Below are 20,725 nucleotides of genomic sequence, written 5' to 3'. Positions count from 1 at the left end.
TGTCCCGCCGTGGGCCGCGATCAACTGACAGATCGTCGGTTGCCGGGTGGAGGTGGACGCAGCACAGTATCGCCATGACAGCTACACCCGATATTTCCGCCGATCCGGCAGCCGTCGAGTACGGCGGCAAGGTTCTCGCCGTCGAACCCGGCGGCAACGAGCCGATTCCTCTCGAGGCCCGGCACGGCAAACCCCGCGGCCTGTTCTGGACGTGGACGGCGCCGAACCTGGAGTTCGCCACGATCTTCGTCGGCGTCATCTCGGTCGCCTACTTCGGGCTGTCATTCTGGCAGGCCGTCGGCGCCGTGGTGCTCGGCAACCTGCTCGGTGCGGTCGCGCACTTCCTGCTCTCCGCCGAGGGACCGCTGCACGGTGTACCGCAGATGGTGTTGGGGCGCATGGCCTTCGGTCACAATGGCAACATCCTGCCGGCGACGTTCATGGCGGTGATGTGCGGCGTCGGGTGGTTTGCCACCAACAGCGTCAGCGGCGCCTTCGCCCTGGCGACCCTGCTCGGCATCACGCCGCTCGCCGGACTCATCGTGATCGTGGTGCTACAGACGGCATTTGCGTTCTTCGGCCACAATCTGGTGCAGCGCTTCGAGCGCCTGGCGGCCCCGATCCTCGCGATCGTCTTCCTCATCGGCGCGGTCATCATCTTCAGCAAGTCCGACGTGTCGGCGGGCTCGGCCGAGGGTGGTTTCTCGATGGGGGGCTTCCTCCTCGCCGTGGGCGCCTCGTTCGGCTACACGGCGGGCTGGACGCCCTACGCCGCGGACTACACCCGCTACCTGCCGCCGACCGTGTCTAAGATGCAGACCGGACTGTTCGCCTCGGCAGGCCTGTTCCTCTCGTGCACGCTGCTGATGGTGGTCGGCGCCGCGTCGATGACGATCGGTGCGCCGACGTCGGACAATCCCACGGACGCATTCACCGCCAACTTCCCGTCGGCCATCGCCGACCTCACCCTGCTGGCCATCGCGGTGGGAGCGATCGCCGCCAACGCCATCAATGTGTACTCGGGCGCAATGGCTTTCGTGACAATGGGGTTCAAACTCCCGGTCGGCGCGCAGCGGGCACTGGTGTCGGTGTTCTTCGGTGTCGTCGGGTTCCTCGTCGCCTGGTGGGCGCTGGCCGACGCCGCGGCCTCCTATGAGGCGTTCCTGCTGCTGGTCGCGTACTGGATCGGTCCCTGGCTCGGCGTGGTTTTCGCCGACCGTGTGCTGCGACGCGAGCCGCCATCCCTCGAACTCCTCTACGACCGCAAGTACACCAACTGGGGTGGTCTGGCCGCCTTCGTCATCGCTCTCGTCGCCTCGGTCCTGTTGTTCTGCAACCAGGAACGCTTCATCGGCTTCGTCGTCCGGGCGGTACCCGAACTCGGTGACATCGGCGCCTTCGTCGGCTTCGCCATCGCCTTCATCGCCTACCTCCTCCTGGCCCGCTCCCGGGTCGAGAAGTCGGTGCAGCAGTACGGCTGACACGAGGCGTAGGGTTCCAGCGTTTACTTGCGGCGGTCTCGGGGCTCGCCGCACGCGGCTCGCACCTCGACCAGCGGAGGGACCGTTCCCATCCCGGTGGCCGTCCCACCCCGCGCGGAATGCTCCAGGCCTTCCCATCCGATGGCCGCCCCATCCCGATGGTCGAGGTGCCGAGGAGCGCTAGCGACGAGCCTCGAGACCTGTTGTGCTGAAAGGAGTCCGGGGCACGGTGGTCCGGTTTCAGCGCTGCTGCAAGTGGTCTCGAGGCTCGCCGCACGCGGCTCGCACCTCGACCATCGGGGGGAGACGACTCGCCATGGAAGGATACTCGCCCTTCCCGGTGGTCGTCCCATCCCGATGGTCGAGGTGCCGAGGAGTGCCAGCGACGAGCCTCGAGACCCCTTGTGCCGAAAGTAGTCCGGGCCACAGGCGGCACCACACCTCGACCATCGGGAGGGGATTATCTCTATGGAGTTCTCAAACAACAGATGCGGTCCCGGCGATGCCGGGTGCAAGGAATCAGGTAGTGGGGCAGGGTAGGTCAGGCTGCGGCGTCGTCGAGTCGCATGGTTCTACGGTGATACGACGGCACGGGTCGGCGTTTCGGGTCGATGCTGGCGGGTGGGATCAACCAGGGGTGCCGGTCGAATCCCATGATGATGTCCCACCCGTGGTGGTGCACATCGTCGTGGCAGCTGGTGCAGAGGAGGCATCCGTTGTCGAGGTCGGTGGGACCACCATCGGCCCAATGGTGCGAATGATGTCCTTGGCAGCGTCCGGCGTGGGCACCACACTTGATGCACCCGCGATCCCGCACCAGCAACGCTTTCCGTTGTCCCGGTGTGAAGAAGCGTTTCGCTTCGCCAACACTGAGCGGTACACCGTTCGGATCGAGCATGATTTTGGTGATCGTGGTGTCACACGACAACAGTTTGGCGGTGGATTCGGTGATCGCACCCAGGTTCTGCAAATCCCCACCGAGTGCCGGGTTGTCCGCAGACCAGGTCCACAACAGTCCGTTGGTGGGTTTCGCCGAGAATGTGGTGTCCGCCAATCCCTGTGCCGCGAGTTCGACGATCGTTTCAAACGCCGCGGCGCAGATCTGTTCGGGTGTCCGGGGATCGGGGGATCCGTCGGGTTGAGCTTTGGGCGCCGACAAGGTTTCCATCAGGGTGCGTGTTTTCTCCCCGGCGATGATGTCGAGGTTCGCCGAGATCTCCAGTCGTCCGTCGTCGGTGATGCGGTCGGTGTAGGAGTTGATCGTCTTGTCTTCGGCGGCCGGTAACCCGCCCGGTGTGTCGGCCGCCAACTCGTTACCCAACTGCCGCGCGTAGAGGTTGATTTCGGCGGGGGTGAAACCGGCGAAGTAGTGCGACAGCAGTTTCCGCAGGTATTCACACCGTCGCACGGTGTCGAGGGGTTCGGGGGAGCGGGTGTCGATGTGCGCCAACCCGCGCACGATCGCATCCACATGTTCGGAAGAGATGGACCCGTCCGCTTCATGCGCCAACAACAGATCGACATCGGTGGTGGTGGCGACCCGCACATACCGACCTGCGACGGCGGGTGCGCAACCCATGCTGATCAACAACTCCCGCAGTCGGGTGGTCTTGTGGTCGGCCACGCCCAGCCGGTCCATCTCGCCGGTGAGGGTGGTGGCGTGGTGATCGACCAGATTGCGCAACAACAGGACTTGTTTCATCGCGCCGAAGGCTTGCGGCCCGGTCATCTCCGGATTCCATTGCAGGTCGCTGAGTTGGGTGACGATGGTGGCGAAGACTGCTTCGGCGTCAACGGTTTCCGCGTCAAGGACTGTAGTGGATTCGATCATGGGCCCCTCCCCGGTGGGTGATCGGTGTAATGCCTCCATGGTACTCGAACATATGGATTAGGGCAAGGGTGTTCGATGATTCTGGGGAGGGAAAAGTGCTTGTGGACAACGGGTTTCGGTGGTCTGCAGGGAGCAGTTTTCTGTCGGTGGGGTGTGGTAGGGGGTGCGGATTCAGCTGTGGATGTTCGATGTGGTTGGGAGGCTTGTTGTCTCGCCGGGTCTCGAGGCTCGCCGCACGCGGCTCGCACCTCGACCATCGGGGGGGCGCTCGGGGAGCGGGGTCCTTGACCATCGGGGGAGGGACTCCTCGACCAGCGGATGGCTGCGGCGGGAACTCACCGCTGATGTGCAGCCCGGGAGTGGAAGACGTTGATGGCCAGCAGGATTGATGCGTACATGGCCGGGGCGGTCGGGTCGAAGCCGAGTAAGGCGCGAATACGATCGAGGCGCTGATACAGACTCTGGCGCCCGATGTGGAGGGCCTCGGCCGAGCGGGTGGCGCTGCATCCGTACGTGAGATGAACTTCGAGAGTATGGACGAGTTGCGAGGACGACGTCGCATCCTGGCGTACCAGCGGCTCGATGATGCGGCTCAGCTCGCTGCGTAATCCGTCCGACAACTCGCGCGCCGCGGCGTCGGAGACGAGTTCACGGCTGGTCCTGATGTCGGTGGCCGTGCCGCCGGCAGAGCGCAATTCGACTGCCACACCCAGCCTTTCCGAACAGATGCGGAGTTCGTCGGCCAACGTCAGGGCGAGGCCGGGACCCGCGCCGGTGCCGGCGAGCGGGCATGGCGTCCCGACGACGACGGTGAGCCGGCCGAGGCGCCGCGGATCGTCGGCCAGCGCCGCGCGGACCTTCTCGGCCGGTTCGGTGAGTCCGGCGTCGGTGGTCACGACGAGGCCGTAGACGGTCGCATCGACGGTGGCGTGGACGAGTCCGCCGAGATCCGTGGCCGCCGACAACGCCGTCTCGACCATCCGGGTGTCGGGTGCGTGGCCGGCCACCGGGACGAGCACGGCCTTGTCACCGACCGGCAAACCCGACGTCGACAGCCGCGCAAGAAGATCCGCGCGCCGCAGAGGCCGACGGTCGACGAGCTCGGCCACCAGTTGCGCACCGATGGACGACCGCCCACCTGATCGGGTCAGCACCGCCGCCAGCGGTCCGGCTCCGACACCGAGCAGCGCCTGCACACGTGCGGCGGGTATCGAGGACGCGCTTTGTCCCGCGAAGACCTGCCCGATCTCGCGGCCGCGCAAGGTGATCGGTTGCGCGGCGATCGCGCCGTCGACCACGCGCCACGCGGCCCGATCGTCGTTCACACCGTGTACCGCCAGCAGGGCGCCGCCACTACCCACCACGACGATCGGTGTCCCGGTCACCTCGGCGATGTGCTCGATCATCGCGGCCGCGGCGCCGCGGGCGAGGTCGTCGTGCAGGGTCGCGTCGAGTCCACTGCGCAGCCGCAGGTCGCCGACCTCCTCGGACACGATCTCGGTGTTGGCCGTCCGGCAGACCTCGATGAACGGCACGATCCGCGTCAATTCGATGATCGGGAGGTGCGCGGCCGAACCCTCGCGAATCATCTCCTCGGGTACCGCGTCGAAGCTGCGGCCGACCTCGAACGCCAACCCGGCGACGCCGCGTTCGGCCAGGTCACGCACGTAATGGCGACGGGTACCGGCATCAAGGCCCGCCAAGCCCAGGCCGGTGGTGAGCAAGAGTTCGCCACCGGTCAGCAGCGGGCCGATCTCGAAGATCTCGCTGGAATGCACCCAGCTCACCGCAGCGTCGAGCCGGTCGTGCGCGGTCAGGACACGTGGGGCGGCCGGGGCGAGGTGCGTCTCGACCATGTGCCGCAGGGTGAGCGACGGTGCGGCGGGCAGCGGAGATTCAGACACGACGCAGACGATATGCCCGTTGACGCTCACTCGCGACCGGACGATTTGTCGGTTGAGTACGGCCGCGCCCGACGGCACCCTCGAAGCATGACCTCCACGATTGCCGACACCGGGCTCGACCCGCGATCACTGCTCGACGTCGCCTACGGCCAGGCGCAGACCGGTCTCGCCGAGGGCGGTATCCCCATCGGTGCCGCCCTGTTCGCCGCCGACGGCACCCTGCTCGGTCAGGGCCGCAATCGGCGCGTGCAGCATGACGATCCGTCGGTGCACGGCGAGACCGACGCCTTCCGCGCCGCCGGCCGGCAACGGGACTACTCCTCGACGATCATGGTCACCACCCTCGCCCCCTGCTGGTACTGCAGTGGGCTGATCCGACAGTTCGGGATCGGGTCGGTGGTCATCGGCGAGACGACGAACTTCTCCGGCGGTCAGGACTGGCTGCGTGAGCTCGGAGTGCAGGTCACCATCGTCGACGACGACCGCTGCATCGCGATGATGAGCGGCTTCATCGAGAGCCATCCGCACCTGTGGAACGAGGACATCGGTGTCGCCGACATCGTGTCCGACCCAGCCGAGGAGACAGCATGACCGCCGCGAACCCCCGAACCGCGAACCCTCAAACCGCCAGCCCCATCCTCACCGTCGATCTGCAGCAATGGCGGCAGGGCGGGGACGCCGCAGCGCAGGTGTGTGCCGCCGTCGACGAATCCCTGCAGAAGGCCGGTTTCCTGCTGGTGACCGGACACGGGATCGATCCGTTCCTTCCGGCGGCGTTGCGTGCCGCGGCCCGTGAATTCTTCGCCCTGCCCGCCGAGGTCAAGGCACAGTATGCGGTCGGCGTCGGCGGTCGCGGATGGATCGGCCCGGGTCTGGAGGCCAACGGTTACGCCGAGGGCACCGAAACACCACCGGACCTGAAGGAGACCTACAATTCCGGCGCACAGACTCCGGTCGGGATTCCCGAGGTCGACGACTACTGGTTCGCCCCCGACGTCTGGCCCGCCGAGACCCCGCGACTGCGGGAGTTGTTCACCGCGTGGACCTCTCAGATGAAGGCTCTCTCCGACGACCTGCTCGCGCTGATGGCCGAGGCGCTGGGTAAGGCCGGTGAGGACAACCCGTTCCGCAATCTGGCGGGCAATGCCACCTGGACGTCGAACATCAACCACTATCCGCCGATGACGGTTGTCGGCGACCCCGAGCCCGGGCAGTTCCGGATCGGCCCGCATACCGACTTCGGCACGGTCACCGTTCTCGACCGTGAACCGGGAGCCGGTGGCCTACAGGTGTACAGCGACGAAAGTGGTTGGGCCGACGCCCCGTACGATCCAACCGCACTCACGATCAACATCGGCGATCTTCTCGAGTACTGGTCGGGTGGACGGTGGCCGGCCGGGCGTCATCGTGTGCTGCCACCGCAGCCGGAGAGCCCGGAGGAGGATCTCGTGTCGTTGATCTTCTTCTACGAGCTCGATCACGACGCCGTCGTGACTCCGCTGGCTCCGCCGGTCGGTCGGGTCTCGGGGCGGCCCGATGTGATTGCCGGGGAGTTCATCAAGGAGCGGTTGGACGCGATCACCCTGGGGTGACTAGAATTCCGGCGTCACGAGTCGTCGGCGAGCCAGCGGCAGCCTTCCTCGTAGGCGAGATCGGCGGCCTCGAAGACGACGTCGGTGGCCATGACGATGTTCTCGGCGCCGAGCGTGGCGGTCAGCCCGGACCTGTCGAGGCGGCGCCGCATCGCCGGGTTGACCCCGGCGAGAATGAAACGTCCGCCCCGACTGCGGAGTTCGGCCGTGCGCGCGGCCAACAGCTTGAGGACGGTCGCCGACGGGACGTCCGGCAGGGTGCGAACGCTCAGGATCAGCACACAGCGACGGGAATCGGGTCCGAGCTGCGGCCAGTCCCTGGCCACTCGCGGCACCTCCGCGAACAGTGACGTGCCCGAATAGTGCACCACGGTGACCTGTTCTGGCGGTAGCTCTTTCGGCGGCGAACCGAGGACCCACCGGCCGCTGTCACGAGTGAGCCCCGCAAGTTGCGCAATCCTCGCCGACTGCACGCAGAACAGAACGAGCGACAGGACGGCACCCAGGAGGATCGCGTTCTGCAAGGGGAGGCCGGTGGTCGCCACGAAGGTGACCAGCATCGCCACCGCACTCAGTGGCGCACTGCGTATCACGAGGACGATGTCGTCCCAGCGCCCACCGATCAACTCCGCACCGATCACGATCAGCAGGGCACCGATCACCGCCATCGGGATCGCCTGCGCGAGTGAACCGGCGATCACCACCAGAAGGATCAGCCAGGCCCCGGCGAACACCCCCGCCCATCTCGTGCGGGCGCCCGCCGACACGGCAACACCGGTGCGCGACAACGAACCACCGGCCGGCAATGCACCGAAGAACGCGCCGACGACGTTCGCGGCGCCCTGCGCGGTGAAGTCACCCGACGCGTCGGGCCGGGACTTGTCCGGGTTCGGTACGGCGGCGGAGATACCGGCCGCCTGGGCGAGGGCGACCTGCGCGATGGCGAACGCGCCGAGAACGAGATGAGGCAACGCCGACACATCGGGAACGGTGATGGGCGGCAAGCTGTTCGGAACCACACCGATGTCGCCGACCGTCTCCACCCCGGTGTGCAACACCGCAACTCCGAGACTGACCGCGAGCAACGCGATCAGCGTGGCGAAGGCGCGTAACCGCTGCCAGAGCCGCGCCAACGCCCAAACGACGATCGTGGCCACCGTGACCAGGACCGCGTCGAGGGACCACTGCGAGATGTGAACGGCGGCATCGACGAACTTCATCAGGGTGTTGTGGGCGTCGGGCGTGTAGCCGGTGACGTCCTTGACGACGCCCGCGACGATCTGCACCGCGATGCCCACCGTGAAACCCGTCATCACGGCGCTGGAAACGAAGTCCATGACGGCGCCGATACGCAGGACACCGAGAATCAGCATGAAGGCGCCGACGAGCAGGGTGAGCAGCGCAATGTTGCCGAGGTCGTCGGCGGCGAGGCCGGCCGACCCCAGCACGCCATGCGCCGACAGCGCGATCGCGCTCGTCAGCGTCGTCACCATGAGGACGGTCCGCGACAGCAGCGACCCCACCAGCGTCGGCAGCATGCCCGAGTACAGGCCCGCCACCGGGGTGAATCCGCCGATGGATGCGTATGCCATGCCCTCCGGGATGGAGAACAGTGCTGTGACCAGACCGGATACCGCGTCGGACACGGTGGGCCGCGCGGTGCTCTGCCAGGGGCGCCGGAGACGAGATCGCCACGATCTCACGTGTTCACCCTAGGCATCGGAGACGGTGCGGCCTCATCCGTGGAAGGTGATTTCCGGGATGTGCCGCCCTCCAACGCTTGCTCTGGCGACGTGGTTCTTGGAAGTGTGAGTCGATGGGGCGCGACACAGAGCGGCGAAAGGTGACGACGTGGGTGCGGTGATCGGCGATGTCCTCCCACTCGCGGTGGGTGTTGCGGTGTCGCCGATCCCCATCATCGGCGCGATCCTCATGTTGCTCGGCCGGCATGCGCGGACGACGAGCGTGGGATTCGCGACCGGATGGCTCGCCGGAATCGTGATCGCCACCGTCGTTTTCGTGCTGATCGGTGGTTCCGCGGGAGGCGGCTCGACCCTCACGGGCTGGATCAAGCTGGCGCTCGGCGTACTCCTCCTCCTGGAAGGGGCACGCGAGTGGCGGGCCCGGGGCGGCGATGTGTCCACCCCGAAGTGGATGGCGGCCATCGACGACATGAAGCCGCCGAAGGCGTTCGGGCTGGGATTCGCGCTCGCCGCCATCAATCCGAAGAACCTGATGATGTGTATCGGCGCCGGCGTCACCATCGGTGCAGCTGGACTCACCAGCGGGTCGGTGGTGGTGGCCGTCGCTGTGTTCGCCGTGCTGGCGGGATGCACGGTGATCGTGCCGGTGGTGGCCTATCAGGTTGCCGCACAAGCGTTGCGGGCGCCGCTGGACCGACTCAAGGAGTGGTTGCAGGCCAACAACACAGCGGTCATGGCCACCCTCTTCCTCGTCATCGGGGTGGTGCTGATCGGCAAGGGCATCTCGGTGCTCGCCTGATCCCGTGCGTCACGGTGTGACGATCGCGAAATCCGGATCGGGCGAATCGAGGTAGCCTGCGAGCTCGGCGAAAAGTGCACCGTCGCCCTCGATCTCGACCGACCCATCGGCCACCGCCGCCGCGGGATCGGCCCCGGCGAGAACGATGGCAAGCAGTTCTGCGCGGGTGCAGCTGACCGTCAGTCCGGCCGCGGTTGAACCGTCGTCGGGTGTGCGATCGTGATGTACCAGAAGACCGTTGCGCAGTTCTGTGCGGTGCAACCGCTCCTCGTCGGTGATCCGCCAGTCGATGATGATGTGGGCATCGAATGCCGCAGGTCCGTTGACCCGCAACGAGACTGCGTCGAACAGTTGGTCCACCGACAGGGCTGCGGCAATATCGGGAGCCGAGGTGGTGGTCGGCGTGCCGATCGGTCCGTGGCGTAGCTCGTAGGCGCCCATCAGATAGAAGTTGCGCCACGTTCCGTTCTCCGAGCCGTAGCCCAGTTGCTCGTAGGTGTCGGCCTGCAACCGCTTGGCGTCGACGTTGTCGGGGTCGGCGAAGATCACGTAATTCAGCACGGTGGCCACCCAACGGTAGTCGCCGTCGTCAAAAGACTTGCGGGCCTTGGTAATCACTTCTTCGGCGCCGCCCATGAATTCGACGTGACGGGTCGCCGACGCCACCGGCGGGTGTTCCCACAAGTGCGCGGGATTGCCGTCGAACCAGCCCATGTACCGCTGGTAGATGGCTTTGACGTTGTGGCTCACCGAGCCGTAATAGCCGTGGGTGTGCCAGGCATTGGTCAATGCGGGCGGCAACTCGATGTCCTCGGCGATCTCGAGTCCGGTCTTGCCCTGATTGAGGGCACGCAGTGTTTGGTCGTGCAGGTAGCCGTACAGATCGCGTTGTAGTGCAAGGAATTCGGTGAGCTCCTCGGTGCCCCAGGTGGGCCAGTGGTGGGAGGCGAAGAGCACATCGGACCGCCCGGCGAAGGTGGTGATGGCCTCGGTGAGGTACTTGGCCCACACGTGCGGATCGCGGACCAGCGCTCCGCGCAGCGTCAGCAGGTTGTGCAGGGTGTGTGTGGCGTTCTCCGCCATGCACAGTGCGCGCATCTGCGGGAAGTAGAAGTTCATCTCCGCGGGCGCCTCGGTGCCCGGGGTCATCTGGAATTCGATGGTGACGCCGTCGACGGTTTCGGTATGACCGGTGGTGGAGATGTCGACGGTGGGCAGGATCAGCGTGGCGGTGCCTGTCGAGGTCGACTGACCCAGGCCCGCGCCGATCGCGCCCTGCGGCCCACGGGGTAGCGCCGCACCGTACATGTAGGCGGCTCGACGGCCCATCGCCGTTCCGGCGTAGACGTTTTCGGCCACGGCATGTTCGACCATCCCGGCCGGTGCGATGACCACGCATTCCCCGGCATCGACGGCCGCCTGTGTGGTCACCCCCTTGACGCCGCCGAAGTGGTCGATGTGCGAGTGGGTGTAGATGACGCCGGTCACCGGCCGCTCACCGCGGTGGGCGCGGTAGAGTGCCAACCCGGCGGAGGCGGTCTCGCTGGAGATGAGCGGATCGATCACGATGACACCCGAATCACCTTCGACGATGGTCATATTGGACAGATCGAACCCACGGACCTGGTAGATGCGGTCGGTGACCTCGTAGAGGCCGTGTTTGGCCACGAGTCCGGATTGACGCCACAAACTCGGATTCGCGGTCGGCGGGCACGAGTCCTCCAGAAAACCGAATTCCGAGCAGTCCCACACCGGATTGCCGTCGCCACCCGCTATCACCGGGGAGTCCAGCGCTGCGACGAAGCCGCGTCCGGAGGCCGCCTGGTCGCGAGTGTCCATGAAAGGCAAGGACGACTGTTGGGGATCGTTGGCTGCGGAGATGGTCGGGGTCGCGTCGCGCGGGTCGGTCATCGTTCACCTCGAGTGAGTGGGTCGACGGTCGGGTGCAGTCGTTCCCAGTCTGGTGGCCACGACATGTCGTGTCCTCACCTTCGGCGGATGACTTCGGACCTCGCGACCTCAGTTGGCGGTCTCGCGGCTACCCGAGGTGTGCTCGACGATGACCTGCGGATTCCAGGGCACCAGACCATCGACGGTCTTCTGTAATGCCGCAACCGGCGGCAGATCGCCCGGCGCCAGGACGTGCACGGTCACCGTGTCCCCGCTCCACGACGCACTGGTCACCACGGCCGAGGGCACGTGCGCGTCGTCGAGCCATCTACGCGTGGCGTCGGCGACCTGCTGGGCCCACAGCGATGTCAGCGAGTTGACGACCATCGGTACGGCCACAACGACCAAAGCGATCAGCAACACCACATAGGCGCGCGCCCGGCGCGGTCTCGCGGCCGACTCTGCGGTCGCCTGCGCGGGATGCGCGACACCGGCGATGGTGAACACGACGACACTCGTGATCACCATCGCCACCACGTTGGACGCGAACAACACGAAGGCGCCCAACGCCAATGACGGCGCACCCGACCCCAGACACACCCCGACGACACCGAGTGGCGGAACGAGGCTGATGGCGATGGCCACTCCCGGCAGCACATCACCGACGTCGCGGCGCGTGACCGCGACCGCGCCGACGAGCCCGGTGGCCAGCGCCGCGAGGAGGTCGACGAGCCGCGGTGACGTGCGGCCCTGCACCTGCGAATTGGTCAGCACGTTGGTCGGATCGGGCAACAGTTGCGCGAAGAGCACCCCGAGCACGGTCACCAGCACGACCCCGGCGAGCACGTAGGCGATGCTCGTCAGCACGAGCCGACCGCGACCGGTGACGATCCCCAGCCCGATCCCGAGAATCGGTGTCGACAGCGGCGCGACGATCATCGCGCCGATGACGGTGGCGGTACTGTCGCCGATCACGCCGGCCACGGCGATGACGGCCGAGAGGGTCAGCATCACCCAGAACGCCGACTGCTTCGACAACCGTTCTCCGGAACCGAGGTCCAGGCGATCGACGAGCTCGTCGAGGGTGCGCCGTTGCTTGGTCGGGACCAGGTGTTCGGGAATGCCGATCATCGGAGCCTCCTCCTTCGCCGAGGGCGAAGTGATCTGCGCCGAGAATAACTGGGACACCGATCTTTCCGGTCTGTTTGTGACCGGACTCGTGCGTGACGCGCAATTCTCACCCCGAAGGGATGACCCGAACCGGTCAGGGCCGCAGGAACCCCTTGACGCGTACCGCGTCGCGCCGGTTGTCGACGCCGAGCTTGCGATACAGCGAGCGGCAGTGCGTCTTGAGCGTGTTGGGAGAGATGAACAACGCCGCCGCGATCTCCTGCACGGTCATCGGCGTCCGGAGGTATTCGAGCACCTCGAGTTCGCGTGTCGTCAGCCCTCTGGTGGACTCGGAGTCGTTGCGCAACAGTGTATGCCGTCGAGTCAACATCTCGGCCAGGAAGCCGGGCTCGGACACCCGGGGGGGCGTGCGCCGCGAGTAGATCGGTGGTGGGCTGGTCGTGATTGTCGAGGAAGGGCAAGGCGATGAACTCGGGGGCGGCGAGGGTGATCGACCGGTCGAGCAGGCGATGCGCCCCGCGCCGGTCGCCCGACTGCCACGCGACGATCGCGTTCGTGAGCGTGGCATACACCCGGACGTAGGCGGGCAGTGCCCCGGAGTCGAGTCCGTGGGTGAACCGCCGCGCCTGGATGAGGTCACCCTGGCGGCGCAGCATGCCGGCGAAGAGTGCGCGCGACACCGGTACCGCCGAGGTGCTCTCCACCTCGGCGGCCAGTCGCCGGACCTCGTCGTCGGCGTTGCCGAACTCCGCCGCCCGCGCCTGGGCCAGACGTCGGTAGACCGGCCACGGCACACCGTGCAGATCTTCGTCGGTGACCCACTCCAGGTCGGCGCTCGCGGAGTCGACCTCGGCGCCACGCCGCAGAATCGACGCACTGATCAGGCGATACACCCGCGCCAGCGGCGGATATCCGTCCATGGATCGCGAATTGTCGTGGCGGGAAAAATTGTGCAGCGCGGCGTCGAGATCGCCGGTCCAGAAATCGATCCAGCCGCGGGTGAAAGCATTCATGCCGACGTCGTAGTAATCCCATTCATCCCCGCCGTCGGAGTCGGCGATGACGCGGGTGATCTCGGTGAATCGCCCGGCGAAGGCAAGTGCGAAGGTGTGGCTACTCTCGGCGCGTGTGGCCATCGCGGTCAGTCCGGCGGCCCGGCATTCCTCGATTGCGTTGCGAAGCAGGTCGACTCCTCGGGCGGGGTCGATACGCAGCCGCGGAGCGGTCCATCCGACGAGAAAGGTGCAGCCGGCGCGGAAAACCGGTCGGATGCGGGCGTCCTGCGCCGGATCGTCGAGTACCGACACGATGTGGGTGTGCGCCTGCACCAGCAGGCGGTGATCGTCGTGGTACAGCAGCGTGGCGACGGCGCGGGTCAGGTCGGTATCGGGATTCGGGTGGAGCTCGTGGAGGGCTTCGGCGTCGGCGAACAATCGGCGAGCCCCGATCGCGTCGCCCCGGATCGCCCGGCAGCACGCACGGATGTAGGTCAGTCGGCAGGCGCGGACCGGGTCGTCGACCTGGGACTCGAGTGCGGTGGCCGTGGTCTCGGTTGCCGTGACGCCGGAAGAGATGACGAGGCCGATCCAATTGTCGGTGAGGATGTCGACGGCACGTTCGGCGTCGTCGGCCAGCAGGGACAGCTCGGCGGCGTGGAGGGGGTGGGAATCGCGAAGATGTTCGGCGGCGGAGATTCGACGTTTGCGCTGACGGTCGGGGTCGGTGCGCTGCAGGATCAGTCGGCAGTGCTCGACGAAGAGCGAATGCCACGTGTAGACGGTGGTCGGGTCGCCGTCCGTCGATCGCCGGTCGGTGACGCGGCTGAGGAACAGCCCGCGGACGACGCAGTCGGCGACCAGGGTGGCGGCGTCGGCGCGGCCGCTGAGTGTCAGCGCCAGCGAGAGGTCGAAGCGCGACGTGGTGGTCATGTCGAGGATGAATTCGACCAGCTCGGCCGGCAATGGCGCGAGGATCTCGGCGGCGACGTAGTCGGTCAGCAGGGTGGAGGGGGTGTCGGGGCCGGTGGGGGTGAGGCCGCCGCCCATGAGCGCGGCGTGGACGGCGATCGGCCATCCGCCCGTGGCCGCCCAGAGTTCCGCCGGATCGAGGGATGCCCCGGAGGTGGCACACGTTCCCGCCACCTCCTCGGTGGTGAACGTGAGGTGGGAGGCATCGACCATCGCGCACGTGCCGTGCAGCAGTGCGCGGCTGAGCGCGTGGGTCAGTCCACCGCTGTGACCGACGAGGACGAACCGGAGAGTGTCCGGGCCGTTCTCGATCAGGTCGGCGATGCCGGGATCGGCGAGGGCGTCGGCGACGCGATGGGCGTCGTCGATGACCACGACCACGCGTTGACCGATGGTGTCGATCGCGTCGGCGAACTCGCACGGCCTGATCGATGCCGTCACCGTGGGTTTGTGTAATGAGGCCAGCGTCGGATGATCACCGAGTTCGGGCAGGCGACTGATCGCGCTGATCATGCCGCGTAACAGCTCGGCGGGATCGGCTTCAGTGCGGGGCATCGACAGCCACGCCACCGGGAGCCTGGTGTCGCGGGCCCAGTCGGCGACGGCGACGGTCTTGCCGTGGCCGGACGGGGCGCTCACCGCCACCACGCGGTGCTCACCCACCAGGGTCCCGAGTGCGATGCTGAGACGGTGCCGAACAATGGTGTCGGGCCGAGCGTGAGGAATCGAGGTCAAATACCACGGAAAAGGCTGCCACACCGCTGACGAAGAACTCACAGGGCCTCGCGGCGCCACACGGATTGCTTTATGCAATTTCGCATTCTCAATCCCCGAATCGTTGAATAATGCGTGTGATGCGATTGAGCTTATGTCACAAACCGTCCTCGGTGACGGCGAGCTTGACAAAATCGCCGCCGGTGTCCTGTTATCGGGGGACACCGATCGTGGATCGGGGCTGACGTACCGTGGCCACGTGGACTTCCGAATCTTCACCGAACCCCAGCAGGGCGCCGATTACGACCAGTTGCTCGCCGTGGCCACGGCGACCGAGGATCTCGGATTCGATGCGTTCTTCCGGTCGGATCATTTCCTGGCGATGGGCGACGCCGACGGCCTACCCGGCCCGACGGACGCGTGGGTGACGCTGGCCGGCCTTGCCCGCGACACCTCCCGTATCCGACTCGGTACGCTCGTCACCTCGGCGACCTTCCGGCTCCCCGGGCCGCTGGCGGTCTCGGTCGCCCAGGTCGACCAGATGAGTGGTGGCCGTGTCGAATTGGGCCTCGGAGCGGGGTGGTTCGAAGAGGAGCACCTCGCCTACGGCATCCCGTTCCCATCGCTCGGAGAACGGTTCGACCGGCTCGAGGAATCACTGGAGATCATCACCGGACTCTGGCAGACACCCGTCGGCGAGCGCTTCGACCACCATGGCGCGCACTACACGGTGAAGAATTCCCCCGCATTGCCCAAGCCGACGCAGTCTCCGCGGCCGCCGATCATCATCGGGGGCATGGGCCGCACACGGACGCCCGCCCTCGCCGCACGCTTCGCCGACGAGTTCAACATCCCGTTCCAGTCACTCGACACCGTGGCCGCACAATTCGACACGGTGCGCTCGGCGTGCGCCGCCGCCGGCCGCGACGCCGACGATCTCACCTACTCGGTCGCCCTCGTGTTGTGTTGTGGCCGTAGCGAAGACGAACTGTCACGTCGCGCGCAGGCGATCGGTCGGGACGTCGCCGAACTGCGTGCGAACGGCGCCGCCGGCACACCCGACGAGGTCGTCGAGACGATCAGCCGTTTCCGCGACATCGGTGTGAGCCGCGTTTACCTGCAGGTCCTCGATCTCGCCGATCTCGATCATCTCGAACTCGTGGCGAAAGAGGTTGTGCCGCAAATCGCTTAGCACTGTGCAGATCGGCGGGAACCGCACAGCTCGGCGAGAACTGCGCTACCGTACCCGAGAGGATTGCCCGATTCGGGTGATCAGGTCACGACCGAGAAGGCTCTCAGGGGGCCGAGGGGGCGGTGCGGGTATGCGGGTTCGGGGTCGACGGTCGGTACGCCGCACGGCGCTCGTGGCGGTGATCGCCGCGACGGTGATCGCGACGGCAGGAGGTGCCGCTGCCGCACCGGCTTTCGCGAGCACGCTGCCCGAAACATACGGCACCACGGTCGCCGGTGGGGTGACGGCGTCGAATGTGTCGAATCACCTTCGGGCACTGCAGGACATCGCCAACCGCAACGGCGGCAACCGTGCCCTGGGCACCGCCGGGTACCTCCGAAGCCTCGACTACGTCGAGACCCGGCTGCGCGAGGCCGGCTACACCCCGACGCGGCAGGAATTCAGCGCGACGATGTTCGAGGAGAAGAGCCATCAGCTCAGCGCGGGTGGCGCGCCGATCGATTCGCAGGTTCTCGGCTATTCCGGGGCGAGTGCGCCACTCACCGCGCCCGTGAGCGCGGTGCCGACCACCGACACCACCCCCGGTTGCCAGCCGGGCGATTTCCCGGCGACCGCCCGCGGCGCGATCGTCGTGGTCGACCGTGGTGTGTGCCCATTCGGTGACAAGGTGGCCAACGCGAAGATCGCAGGGGCGCGCGCAGTGGTCATCGTGAACACCGAGAATGGCCCGCTCCAAGGCACTTTGGGTGAAGACGCCCGCGATCCGCTGCCGGCGGTGGCGGTGTCACGCGACCTGGGATCGCAGGTGCGGCAGGCGGGGTCGCTGACCCTGACGGTCGATGCCCGCACCGCGCGCGTGACATCGTGGAATCTCCTGGCCGAGACCCACACCGGCCTGCCGAATTCGGTGGTCATGCTCGGCGCGCACCTCGACAGCGTCCCCGAGGGCCCCGGCATCAACGATAACGGCTCCGGCTCCGCGGCCGTGCTGCAGACCGCGCTGGCGATGACCGCACTCGCGCCGGTGAAGAACAAGGTGCGCTTCGCGTTCTGGGGCGCCGAGGAGGAGGGGTTGATCGGCTCCACTCACTACGTGGAGACGCTGCCCGCCGCCGGCCGTGCCTCGATCCGGCAGTACCTCAATTTCGATATGCTCGGCTCCCACAATGGTGGCTACTTCGTCTCCGACGGCGACGGGTCGTCGCACCTGCCGGACTCCTACGCCGGGCCGCGAGGGTCCGGGGAGATCGAGCGGGTGTTCACCGACTTCCTCACCCGCAGAGGAGTCGGCCCCGAGCCCTCCGGATTCGACGGCCGCTCCGACTACGATGCGTTCGCGCAGGCGGGCATCGCCACCGGCGGCGTCGACTCCGGTGCCGACAAGGTCAAGACCCCCGAGCAGGCGACACTCTGGGGCGGGACCGCGGGTGAGATCTTCGATCAGAACTACCACACCGCCCGCGACACCTTCGCCAACGTCAACCAGAAGGTGCTCGGCACGATGGCCCCGGCAGTCGCGTACGCCGCGGGGTACTTCGCGATGCTCTGACCCGGGCGGCCGCGATCGGCTACCCTAACCACGTGAGACGAATTGCAGAATCCATCTCAGACGCCTCTGTCGCGGGCGGTGGCGACGTGGGCGCCGGCGCACTGCCGACCGCGTACCGCTGGCCGTTGGGTGATTCCGCGCATCGTCGAGTGGCCGAGCGGGTCAAGCGATGGACCGGCGTTGACCTGCTGCCCGACGAGCGCATCGCGCAGCGCTACGGCGAGTTGCTGCTCGCGGGTGACCCGGTGGCCGAGCGGTTCGTCGCCGACACCTACCGCGGTGAACTCGGTCCGCAACGCAGCCGCGAGTTGCTCGACCGCGCGCTGGACGAGGGAATCGACGCCGTCGACGATGCACCCGAGTCCATGCGCGCGTTGTTCGCCGACTTCGACGCGATGCCCGACTGGGCCGATCCCGCCCAGATCGAAGCCGGTGCCGCGGTGTGGCGTCGGTGGGCGTACGCGCTGGGCGGCGTCGGCAACGCCGGAACGATGGACACCTACACCGAGGGTTCGCTGGCGGTGCCGCTGTCGTTGGCCGGAGGCTATGCCGGCGAACGCGCACTCAATCGCTATCTCGAGACAAGCCGCTGGTGGATCGAGGTCTCGCGGCCGGGAGCCATTGTGCGCCAGGGAAGTCTGGCCCGCGCGATCACCATGCGCGTTCGGGTGATGCACGTCTCGGTGCGCGCCGGGGTCCGGCGCCACGACGAGTGGGACGACCAGAAGTGGGGGCTGCCGATCAGCCAGAGCGAGATGATGCTGACGCTGCTCGGCGGTAGCGTGGGGCCCGCGATGGGGCTCTACGGATTGGGCTACCTCACCTCGAAGGCCGAACTCGAGGCATCGTTGGTCTTCAATCGCTACCTCGGCTATCTGCTCGGGGTGCGCGTCGACGACATCTATCCGCGGACCATCTCCGACGGTCTACGCCTGCTGTATCTGTTCGACGCCACCCGATCGCACGATTCCGGTTCTGCCGGAGCCGAACTCGTCGAATCGTTCGTGCCCGGCTTTGCGCCGCGACCCGATATGACCCGACGCGATCGATGGCGCGCCTGGTATCACCTGCAGGCCCAATCGGGATATGCGCGACTGTTCATGCTGCCGCAGAATCGCCGGCGTTTCGATCTCCCGGCCGGCTGGATCGGCGTCGCGCTCCTGCTCGCGCAGGTGCCGCCACGACTCGTCGGTGAGGTGGCCCGACGACTCGTGCCCGGCGTCGACGAGCGTCTGCAGCAGTGGTCGGTGGCTCATTGGGAGCGTTGGCACACGTGGCAGTCCGATCGTCCGGCGGAGTTCGCGGCGCCCTCGGAATTGCGGCGCTGACGGGCAATGATTCCGGTCAATGAGTCGAATATCGCAGCAGTGCAACCCCATTGGTGAACGACCGCGCTTCCAGCAGGCGTAGCTGAGGAGCCGACCCGTGCTCGGGAAACAGCCTGCGGCCGCGGCCCTGCACCGCGGGGTAGATGAACAGACGGAACTCGTCGACGAGGCCGGCCGTGGTGAGTGCGTGGGTGAGCATGATGCTGCCGGTGACGACGATGTCGAGGCCGTCGCGTTGTTTCAGTGCCGCAACGGATTCAGGCACGGACGTGCCGGGCACGATGGTCGAGTTCTGCCACCCGGGATCGATGAGAGTGGACGACACCACATACTTGTCGACCGCGTTCAGGTAGTCGGTGATGCCCGTCGGATCATCGTGCTGGTGCGGCCAGTAGCCACGAAAGTCCTCGAACGTCCGGCGTCCCACCAGGAGTGCGTCGGATTCGGCATCCTGGCGGTGACTCTCGGCCATCAGGTCCGGGGTCTGGTCCGTCGGATCGAACCACGATGTCAGCATCTCGATCGATCCGTCCAGGGTGACGTTCTGGGTGACGACGAGCTGGCGCATGACTTCTCCTCTGCCGGTGGTTGTGGCACAGAGACAGACCGCCCGGCGCACGTGAACTCATCGGGAGGGCACCCGCTCACGCCCCCAACAGCGCCTCCCGATGTGCTTCGACGACCTCACGGATCGCCTCGACCATCGCGGCCACCGCGGGCCGGCGATAAGCCTCGGTCCGGGTCACCAGCCAATAGGTCAACTGGGCGTTGACATCCGGGAGTACGCGCACCAGATCGTCGTGACGATCGGCCAGATAGCAGGGGAGTAAACCGATCCCGGCGTGGGCCCTGGTCGCCTCGACGTGGACGAAGACGTTGGTCGAGGTGAGCCCCTCGGCCATCTGCGGGACCAGGGTGCGGGCGAGGTCGAGATCGTCGACCTGCAGCATCGAGTCGACGAAGTAGACGAGCGGATGCGAGGTCAGCTCCGTGGCGGTGTGCGGCATGGCGTGTTCGGTGACGTAGCGCCGCGACGCGTACAGCCCGAGCCGGTAGTCGGCCAACCGCATCGCCTCGGCCCGATGGACGTGCGGCTCGCCGACCACGATCTCGATGTCGAGACCGGCGCGGGTGTGCGAGGCCAAGCGGGTCGCGGTGACGATCTCGACCCCGATACCCGGATGCCGGGTGCGCACCGCGACCGCGGCGGGTGCGGCGAGCAGGGCGGAGAAGCCGTCGGTGGCCGAGATCCGGACCACGTCGTTGATCGACACACCGTCCCGCGCATCGGCACCGAGGTCGCGAACGGCAGCCTCGATCTGTTCGGCCGCGGCGAATGCCCGCCTGCCGAGATCGGTGAGCTCCCAACCGCCTGGTCCGCGCGCCAACGCGCGACCGCCCAAGGCCTTCTCCAGGCTCTCGATTCGCCGCGCGACCGTCGTGTGGTTGAGGCCCAACGAGTCGGCGGCGGTGGTGAAGCGGCCGGTCCGTCCCACGGCCAGCAGCACCAGCAGGTCGTCGGAGCTGGGGCTGGTGGACGGCATATCTGCAGTTTTGCAGATCTGATGCGACGAAGAGGTCATTGAAAGCGCATTGGCGGGCATTGATACTCGGACGATATGTGAGTGGCATCACACCCGATGC

15 protein-coding genes and 1 pseudogene are annotated in these 20,725 nt (G+C 66.9%); 7 read left to right on the top strand and 9 right to left on the bottom strand.

Annotation, left to right across the window (positions count from 1 at the left end; all coding sequences use genetic code 11):
- Positions 1–74 precede the first annotated feature (74 nt).
- The gene (locus AC5ZH6_RS25535) at positions 75–1,481 is read left to right on the top strand and encodes a purine-cytosine permease family protein (protein ID WP_094601313.1); all 1,407 of its coding nucleotides are present in this window, start codon (positions 75–77) and stop codon (positions 1,479–1,481) included.
- Between the two features lie 541 nt (positions 1,482–2,022).
- On the opposite strand, the gene AC5ZH6_RS25530 is transcribed toward AC5ZH6_RS25535, so the two are convergent.
- On the bottom strand, positions 2,023–3,312 hold the full coding sequence (locus AC5ZH6_RS25530; RefSeq protein ID WP_496167974.1) for an HNH endonuclease signature motif containing protein: 1,290 nt from the start codon (positions 3,310–3,312) through the stop codon (positions 2,023–2,025).
- Positions 3,313–3,647: 335 nt separating this feature from the next.
- Entirely contained in the window at positions 3,648–5,294 is a 1,647-nt protein-coding gene (locus AC5ZH6_RS25525; RefSeq protein WP_006371613.1) for a helix-turn-helix domain-containing protein, read from the bottom strand.
- 9 nt (positions 5,295–5,303) lie between these two features.
- Here AC5ZH6_RS25525 and AC5ZH6_RS25520 point away from each other — a divergent pair, with 9 nt between their 5' ends.
- Positions 5,304–5,807, top strand: coding sequence for a nucleoside deaminase (locus tag AC5ZH6_RS25520; RefSeq protein WP_094601312.1), 504 nt, complete (start codon positions 5,304–5,306; stop codon positions 5,805–5,807).
- Positions 5,804–6,808, top strand: coding sequence for an isopenicillin N synthase family dioxygenase (locus tag AC5ZH6_RS25515; protein WP_014361823.1), 1,005 nt, complete (start codon positions 5,804–5,806; stop codon positions 6,806–6,808). The genes AC5ZH6_RS25520 and AC5ZH6_RS25515 overlap by 4 nt, the downstream gene beginning before the upstream one ends.
- 14 nt (positions 6,809–6,822) lie before the next feature.
- Here the strand turns inward: AC5ZH6_RS25515 and AC5ZH6_RS25510 are convergent, their stop codons facing one another.
- Positions 6,823–8,511 (bottom strand): SulP family inorganic anion transporter, encoded by a 1,689-nt coding sequence (locus AC5ZH6_RS25510; protein ID WP_108772645.1) that lies wholly within the window; start codon positions 8,509–8,511, stop codon positions 6,823–6,825.
- Positions 8,512–8,659: 148 nt separating this feature from the next.
- On the opposite strand from AC5ZH6_RS25510, the gene AC5ZH6_RS25505 reads away from it, so the two are divergent.
- A complete protein-coding gene (locus AC5ZH6_RS25505) occupies positions 8,660–9,310 on the top strand; it encodes a GAP family protein (RefSeq protein ID WP_006371609.1) in 651 nt (216 codons plus the stop codon).
- Positions 9,311–9,319: 9 nt separating this feature from the next.
- Here the strand turns inward: AC5ZH6_RS25505 and AC5ZH6_RS25500 are convergent, their stop codons facing one another.
- From AC5ZH6_RS25500 to AC5ZH6_RS25485, 4 genes and pseudogenes are all read right to left on the bottom strand, one after another.
- Positions 9,320–11,221, bottom strand: a complete 1,902-nt coding sequence (locus AC5ZH6_RS25500; protein ID WP_006371608.1) for an alkyl/aryl-sulfatase — start codon at positions 11,219–11,221, stop codon at positions 9,320–9,322.
- A 108-nt stretch (positions 11,222–11,329) separates the two neighbouring features.
- Positions 11,330–12,331 (bottom strand): TIGR00341 family protein, encoded by a 1,002-nt coding sequence (locus tag AC5ZH6_RS25495; RefSeq protein ID WP_006371607.1) that lies wholly within the window; start codon positions 12,329–12,331, stop codon positions 11,330–11,332.
- Positions 12,332–12,464: 133 nt separating this feature from the next.
- A complete protein-coding gene (locus AC5ZH6_RS25490) occupies positions 12,465–12,602 on the bottom strand; it encodes a helix-turn-helix transcriptional regulator (RefSeq protein WP_238534938.1) in 138 nt (45 codons plus the stop codon).
- A 1,498-nt stretch (positions 12,603–14,100) separates the two neighbouring features.
- Positions 14,101–14,259, bottom strand: a pseudogene (locus AC5ZH6_RS25485) (hypothetical protein); the annotation flags it as partial.
- A gap of 1,012 nt (positions 14,260–15,271) precedes the next feature.
- On the opposite strand from AC5ZH6_RS25485, the gene AC5ZH6_RS25480 reads away from it, so the two are divergent.
- From AC5ZH6_RS25480 to AC5ZH6_RS25470, 3 genes are all read left to right on the top strand, one after another.
- Positions 15,272–16,204 (top strand): LLM class F420-dependent oxidoreductase, encoded by a 933-nt coding sequence (locus AC5ZH6_RS25480; protein WP_014361818.1) that lies wholly within the window; start codon positions 15,272–15,274, stop codon positions 16,202–16,204.
- Between the two features lie 130 nt (positions 16,205–16,334).
- A complete protein-coding gene (locus AC5ZH6_RS25475) occupies positions 16,335–17,753 on the top strand; it encodes a M28 family peptidase (RefSeq protein WP_288337341.1) in 1,419 nt (472 codons plus the stop codon).
- A gap of 86 nt (positions 17,754–17,839) precedes the next feature.
- Positions 17,840–19,081 carry an oxygenase MpaB family protein gene (locus AC5ZH6_RS25470; RefSeq protein WP_288337346.1) on the top strand — a complete coding sequence of 414 codons (1,242 nt, stop codon included), beginning with the start codon at positions 17,840–17,842 and terminating at the stop codon, positions 19,079–19,081.
- Positions 19,082–19,097: 16 nt separating this feature from the next.
- Here the strand turns inward: AC5ZH6_RS25470 and AC5ZH6_RS25465 are convergent, their stop codons facing one another.
- Together AC5ZH6_RS25465 and AC5ZH6_RS25460 are read right to left on the bottom strand one after the other, a co-directional pair.
- Entirely contained in the window at positions 19,098–19,649 is a 552-nt protein-coding gene (locus AC5ZH6_RS25465) for a dihydrofolate reductase family protein (RefSeq protein ID WP_288337339.1), read from the bottom strand.
- A 76-nt stretch (positions 19,650–19,725) separates the two neighbouring features.
- On the bottom strand, positions 19,726–20,625 hold the full coding sequence (locus tag AC5ZH6_RS25460) for a LysR family transcriptional regulator (protein ID WP_288337338.1): 900 nt from the start codon (positions 20,623–20,625) through the stop codon (positions 19,726–19,728).
- Positions 20,626–20,725: the final 100 nt, after the last annotated feature.

The sequence above is a fragment of the Gordonia sp. YC-XJ4 genome, from assembly GCF_059511865.1.
Note: the sequence above shows the minus strand (reverse complement) of the source record. Positions and strands in the feature narration are given on the sequence as shown.